This is a genomic window from Mixta theicola, from assembly GCF_002895925.1.
GTDB classification, from domain to species: domain Bacteria; phylum Pseudomonadota; class Gammaproteobacteria; order Enterobacterales; family Enterobacteriaceae; genus Mixta; species Mixta theicola.
On sequence record NZ_NWUO01000002.1, the window covers coordinates 487,167 to 493,773 of the forward strand.

Annotated in this window: 4 protein-coding genes; all 4 read right to left on the bottom strand. The window is 59.5% G+C overall.

The window, feature by feature from the left end:
* Window positions 1–40: 40 nt before the first annotated feature.
* Complete coding sequence (locus COO59_RS04835; RefSeq protein WP_103058689.1) at window positions 41–376, bottom strand: hypothetical protein; 336 nt, start codon at window positions 374–376, stop codon at window positions 41–43.
* Window positions 369–4,934 carry an RHS repeat-associated core domain-containing protein gene (locus COO59_RS04840; RefSeq protein WP_103058690.1) on the bottom strand — a complete coding sequence of 1,522 codons (4,566 nt, stop codon included), beginning with the start codon at window positions 4,932–4,934 and terminating at the stop codon, window positions 369–371. Before COO59_RS04840 ends, COO59_RS04835 begins: the two co-directional genes overlap by 8 nt.
* A gap of 2 nt (window positions 4,935–4,936) precedes the next feature.
* Window positions 4,937–5,371, bottom strand: a complete 435-nt coding sequence (locus COO59_RS04845) for a DcrB-related protein (RefSeq protein ID WP_103058691.1) — start codon at window positions 5,369–5,371, stop codon at window positions 4,937–4,939.
* On the bottom strand, window positions 5,371–6,607 hold a 1,237-nt coding region (locus tag COO59_RS04850), incomplete at its 5' end, for a type VI secretion system Vgr family protein (RefSeq protein ID WP_121494924.1). The genes COO59_RS04850 and COO59_RS04845, both read right to left, overlap by 1 nt.

Here is a 6,607-nt window from a genome sequence, read left to right on the forward strand (position 1 = left end):
GTGCCGTTAATGTTTCCATAGATGGTTTTATCTAAATCTTTTAATTTTCAGGAAAGGGGTAAATGCTGTCTTTATATACATGTTGCATTTCATCAACATTCTTCCCATTTTCCTTTGCATACCTTTCTAGTTTTTCTCTCACAACCGATTCATTAGTAGGGTTCTTTTTAGAATAAAATTCTTTTGCAAACTGACCAAGATCATCCACGTTTAATAACTTATCTAACACTCCATTTATTAATGGACTTCCGGCATATAATACAGAATCAGTTTCTTTACATGAAAATTTCAAGTATAGAATGCTTTTTTTTAAAGCATTAACCTCTGCCTGATTCAATTTTATTATTTTAGTTTCTTTATAAGCACCATCAGCCACAACGTTTTCCTCTCGAGTTAATTTGATTATGCAGCATACTTAATCTTTTTTCATATGACATATCAGCAACGATATCATATGGGTTTTTACCTGAGTATAGTACATCATTGAGCCTTAGTTTTCCTTTATGGGTATACTCTAATTCAGAAACTTGTTCAATATTGCTTAGCTGTAATGAATCAGTCTTGAATACGATGCTATAGTCACCTCGCCCAATATGATCTTTATTATTTATCAGAAGATCTCTAACGACATCATCAGGTGACATTAATAGATCAGTAAGATAAACCTTACCACTAGAATTAGCATTAAGAACCCCAGACTTCATTATGGCTTCAAAACCAGCTTTATCAGTATAATGAATGAATATATTTTCAGCGGCCAACCCCAGCGGATCCACCCATACCAGCGGATCCCCCACATACGCATAGGTGTTCAGCCCGCCAGCCAGACCGATCGGATCAGGCTGCGTGTAGCGTCCTGTTGCCGGGTCATAGTACCGGAACAGATTGTAGTGCAGGCCCGTCTCCCTATCCAGGTACTGCCCCTGAAAACGCAGGTTCTGCGGCACTGCCAGCGGCGTGTGGCTCTGCTCCTGCTGCGTGTCGCCCCAGGTGCTGAACTGCCCTTTCCAAACCGTATCGCCCTGCGCGTCCGTCATGCGCAACGGCAGACCGTTCAGCCCGGTGTGATACCAGTAAACCTCGCTGCCCGCCGCGCTGCTGTCCACCCGCGCCAGCGGCTCCCATGTGCCTTCGCCGTAAAGGTACTGCGTTTTCTTACCCGGCGCGTGGCTGCTCGCCTCGCCCGCCAGCCGCAGTCCGTTCCACTGAAAGGTTATCACCTCCGGCTCCGCGCTGCCGTGCCGGTACAGCCGCTTGTGCGTGCGGCGGCCCAGCAGGTCGTAGCGGTATTCCGCCCGCCGGTATTCCCGGTGCCCCTCCAGCGTCACCCCGCTGACCCGGTTTTCCTCGTCGTAACGGAAACGCTGCGTCAGCCCGCGCCGCGTGTCGCGCCGCTCTGCCAGACGGCCAAAGCCGTCATACGCCAGCCGGATGCCGTTCAGCCGCTGCAGCAGGTTATGCCACACCGTCTCACCCGGCGCGTCCGTACGGTTGCCCGCCGCGTCCCAGCTGAAACGCTCTTCCTGCGTTGCTCCTGCGCTGCGCGTCACCTGGCCTGTGGCATCGTAGCCCCACCGCTGCTGACGGTACTTCTCTGCGCCCGCGTCGCCGTCGGTTACGCTCTCCTGGTTTATCTGGTCGAGACGGTCCCAGCGCCAGCGCCGCTCGAAAACCAGCGTATGTCCGCGACGGCTGCCGCGCAGCGTGATGCGCCCCGCCGCATCGTAGCGCGTCTCCAGCGTCAGCGCCCCCTGGCTGCGGCGGATTTCACGGTGCAGGCTGTCGCGCTCCCAGCCCGCCAGCTCCGTATTAAGCCCGTCATGGTGCAGGTTCATCTGCAACAAGTGTCCGCTGCCGTAGCGCAGGTGGCGCAGTTCGCTGCCGTCCGGCGCGGTGGTCACCAGCAGGTTACCCAGGGCGTCATATGCATGCTGCCAGCGGCCGCCGTGGTTCTCTTCCGCCGTCAGGTTACCCAGCGCGTCACGGCTGAAGCTCAGCGTCTCTTCCCACTGCGGCGCCTGGCCGTCTGCCGCTGCCTGCTGCCAGGCGCTCAGGGCCGCACGGCGAATTTTCACCTCGCGCGGGCCGTAAACGTATTCCGTGTGGCTGGCTGCCGTCTGCCTGATAACCAGGCGGCCCGTGGCGTCATACGTATAGTGCGTCACCTGGGCCGGCGGCGTCTCATTCGCCTGCGGCAGCGCTTCACGCATAACCTCTGCCACCCGGCCCTGCAGCGTATAGCGGCAGGCGGTGCGCCGTCCCGACCAGTCATACTGCGCCAGCAGCCGCCCGCCGTTATCATATTCAAAGCGCCAGCTGTCGCCGTTCGGGTTAATCAGCGTCTGCAGGCGACCAAAACGATCGTAACGGTAACGCACCTGGTGACCGGCCGGATCGATCTCCGTCACCACCTGCCCGCGGGCGTTGCGCGTCACCCTGCGTTCTGAAAAACCGTCGGTATTGCTGCCGGTCAGCAGGCCCGCGCGGTCATAGTCATAGCGGGTCTCGCGGCCGTCGGCGCGGATGTGCGCCGCCAGCCGGCCCGCCGCCGTCCACCGCCACTGTTCGCTGCCCGCGCCGGGCTGGCTGAGCCGGATAAGCCGACCGCGTTCATCATAAATACGGTGGCTCTGATGGCCGGAGCAGTCCTCATCGCGCAGCAGCTGGCCGCGCTCATCCCACCCGTAACGGCTGGTGTTCTGCAGCGCGTCGGTTCGCTCCGTCAGATCGCCCTGATCATTCCACGCGAAACGGGTCACCCCGCCTGCCGGATCGATCAGTTCCGTCACGTCGCCCCGGTTGCTGTAGCCGTACTGCCACACCGCGCCATCCGGCAATACTTCTTTCAGCGGAAACGCATACATCTCATGCCAGGTGGTCAGCGTGGTCTGGCCGAGCGGGTCGCGCACCATCGTCAGGTTGCCACGCACGTCGTGGTTATATTCCCAGCGGTTGCCGTCGGGATCGATGGTCGCCTTCAGCAATTCGCCATCGGCGGCCCACTGATAACGCCATTCCGCGCCATAGCTGTCGGTGTAGCGGATGATGCGGTAAAGATGATCCCAGTGATGTTCTGAGCTGCCGCCGGACAGGCAGGTGACGATTGCACGCCTGGCCTGCTCGTCCGCATCGATCAGCCAGTGCTCCAGCGTCTCGTTTGCTTCATCGCAAACGCGGTATTGCTGCACACGCCATTCCGCGCCGCCCGCTTCGGGACGCCATTCATATTCCACGCGCAGGCCGGTGGCATAGCTGTGCGATGCCATGCAGTCGCTGGCACGATCCCAGCCAAACCGGCGCGTCACGATGCCGTCGGCATCTTCCACGGCGATCAGTTGACCCTGTTCGTTATAGCCATAGCGCACCAGCAGATAATGCGTGTCGCCGCACACCTGATGCACGGCCGCCAGGCGGCCATGACGGGTCTCATAACTGAGCGCGACCGTCAGCGCTTCGTTATCCCCGGAAATGGAGACCAGCTGACCCGCGCTGTTGTACGCATAGTGCTGGCAGTTTTCATGGCGATCGTAAATACGCACGATATGCCATTCGCCGGGCCGTGCCGGATCCGGTTCATAAAGCTGAAATTCGCCAAGATCGTTCTGTAAAACGATGGCGCCCTGCGGGCTGAACCACAGCGTCATGCCATCTTCCAGACATTCGATCACGTCGCCGGGATTAACCGGGCCAATGCCCAGCTCCCGGCCGCTGATATCACGCCAGACCAGACCTTCCGTCCGGCGGATAAAGCGGGTCTCAAACGGCAGCATCCAGCCAGCCCCCAGCAGGCCGACAGCACGGTTACGGCTGTGATAGACGCGTTGCCACAGCAGCGGAATGCGATCGGTCAGGGAAAAATCAAGATCTTCCTGTCCGGCAAGAATTTTAGCCCCGGTGGCGATATTCACCGGGTGCGCGGTTTGCACCGCTTTACTGGCGATCAGCCCCAACGCCTGTACCGAGCTTTCCGCCGCGATGGCCTGCGTGGCCGCTGCGGCAACAGGGCAGACGCCCTCACGCAGCAGACGCATCAGTTTGCGCGCCTGAAAAAGGCTTTGCAGCGCTTTAACGCCCTGCCGTATCCCCGCGCCGCCAGTCAGGCTGCCCAGCACCCAGGCAAGGAAATTTTTCCCGCTGCGGATATCGCGCACCACAATACTGCCGCCGCCGATGCGTACACGCGGGTTTTCCGCCACCTCGATTTTGGCTTCGCAGGTGCTGCGATCGCCGTTACGCGCCGCAGGCTGTCCGTTGATCAATACCTTGCGCGAACCTTCTGCCAGGAAGTTAGCGTTTTCAGCCAGATGAAGTTTCGAACAGAGAACGGTGTCTTTTGGGGCGGGCGTGGCGTAAGGGCTGGCGCTTTTCACTAACGGCTGCGTCAGGTTGCTCCAGATACCGGAGAAAAAATGTTTAACATCATTGCCGTCAATGTCGCTAACGTTGTCATACAGGGCGCTGGCCGCTTTGCCGGGGTGCTTTACCACCGACGCGGTGGCAGCGATGCCCGCCGAGATCAGGGTGACGACATCTTCCGCGCTCAGGCTCTCTTCTTCTCCGCCGGGGAAGGCGTTCAGATAAGCGTGATCCACCGTACCGGCCGCGCGCGCCGACGGTTTACCCATGATACGGACATTAACCGATCCGCTGGTGATTCTGGCATCGGGCGGCCCTTTTAGCCCAAGGAAATCAAGCGCGGAATCCACCATCCCGCCGGCCCTGTTGCCGATTTTTTCCGGTATGCCGCTCACGCCTGCCGCAACGGCCAGGCCGACGCCCAGCACGGCGCCGAAACCGGTGCCGCACAGCGCCGTCGCCGCCGAGTAAATGCCGAGATAAATCGCGCCTTCCACCATGCCGCTGACAAAATCAGCCAGCGCCGAGCTGTGTACCAGCGGATCGCCCATCCTTGCGGCAATCAGTTCATCCGTCATGCTCAGACCTTCCCGCCCCCGGCTGGCGTATAGCTTGCCCGGATGGCGTGCCACATCGCCAGCGCCGCTTCATCGAACGGCTGCGTGCGGCTCAGGGTCAGCACCATCAGATGATCGTTAAGCATGACCGTCAGCAGAATTTGATAAAGGGTGACCTGCTGATTCTGGAAATGAAACTGGATTTCCCGTGCCGGCAGCGCGCCCAGCAGCGTATCCTGCGGTTCCCCGGCGACAAATTTTTTCATGTCGCGCTTAACCTTCTCCAGCTGCTGCTGCAGGTACTGTTCCTCTTCGCCCGGCTTAACCGTAAACGCCCGGGTAACGACCAGCGATGCCTGCGCCTGCGGCAGCTTAAGAATGGTGACGCTTTCATCCTGCGCCGCTTCCGGCAGCGTCAGGGCGCCTTCCGTCAGAATATATTGCACTGGCTGACTCATTAGCTGTTTCCTTTATTTTTATTAAATACCGTGCTGACCAGCTCTTTAATTTGATCCGGCATCGGTGAGAAAGAGATCGAGCCGCCGGGCTTTTTGATGTTCAAATCGAGCGTGCCGCCGGTATTAATCTCTCCCTGGGCGGAAGCATTCACCGAGAAGGTGTTGCACTGCAGTACGACGTCACCTGACTCGTTCATAATCAGCATACTGTCGCCACAGATCAGCTGAATGCTATTGGCCGAAGCCAGCGTCAGCGTGCCTTCGGCGCTCAGCTCATAATCACCGCCCACCAGCTCGCTGCGCGTCGCCTGTGTCATTTGCGTGTAGCTGCCTTCCACCTTACTGGTGTGATCTTTACTGATATTGACCGTCTGGTTGCCGCCCACGATGTGGGTTTCATCATTTTTAATGTTGGTATCCATGTTGCGCTCGGCCTGGATCCACACCTGCTCCTCGCCCGCCCGGTCCTCGAAGCGCAGCACGTTGGCGTTGTCCGGCTTCCCGTCCTTTGACCGGCTCATGAACCCCATCTGCGTCGCCGCCGCCGGCAGCGTCCACGGCGGCATGCTCGCCGCGTTGTACACCCGACCCGTCACTATCGGGCGGTCCGGGTCACCGTTAATGAAGTCCACCACCACCTCGTCGTTCACCCGTGGTATCTGCACCCCGCCGTAGCCCTGGCCCGCCCACGCGCTTGATACCCGCACCCAGCACGAGCTTGTCTCGTCACCCTTCGACTCGCGGTCCCAGTGAAACTTCACCTTGATGCGCCCGTAGCGGTCGGTATGTATCGATTCCCCCGCCGGCCCCGTCACCCGCGCCGTCTGCGGCCCGTGCGTCTTTGGCCACGGCGTCTCCGCCTCTTTCCGGTACACCGCCGCCGCCGGCAGCACCCGGAAACGGATGCGCTGTACCGTGTCGCCCTCTCCGCTGGCGTAGCGGTTCTCCTCCAGATAATATTCGGCCTCCAGCGTCAGGTACGCGCCGTTGTCGCCCCCGTGCGGCGCGTTCAGCAGCGCGAAGGTGTACCCCGGCGCCAGCCCCAGCGCCGTGCCCTCCCCGCTTATCTGGCGGTGCGCCGCCTGCCACGCCTCCTGGCGCACCCGCACATACTTTTCGCCCTGCGCGTGCTCCACAAAGCGTCCCGGCCACTCGAACACGTCAATCTCTCCCGGCTGCGGCGACGCCGGGTTCTGCCGCGCCTGCAGCAGCCACGCGTTCGGCTTACGGAAGTCG

Bases quoted from the DNA above. Each gene is read 5' to 3' on its own strand.
- COO59_RS04840 (WP_103058690.1), bottom strand. From the start codon at position 4,934: ATGACGGATGAACTGATTGCCGCAAGGATGGGCGATCCGCTGGTACAC.
- COO59_RS04845 (WP_103058691.1), bottom strand. From the start codon at position 5,371: ATGAGTCAGCCAGTGCAATATATTCTGACGGAAGGCGCCCTGACGCTG.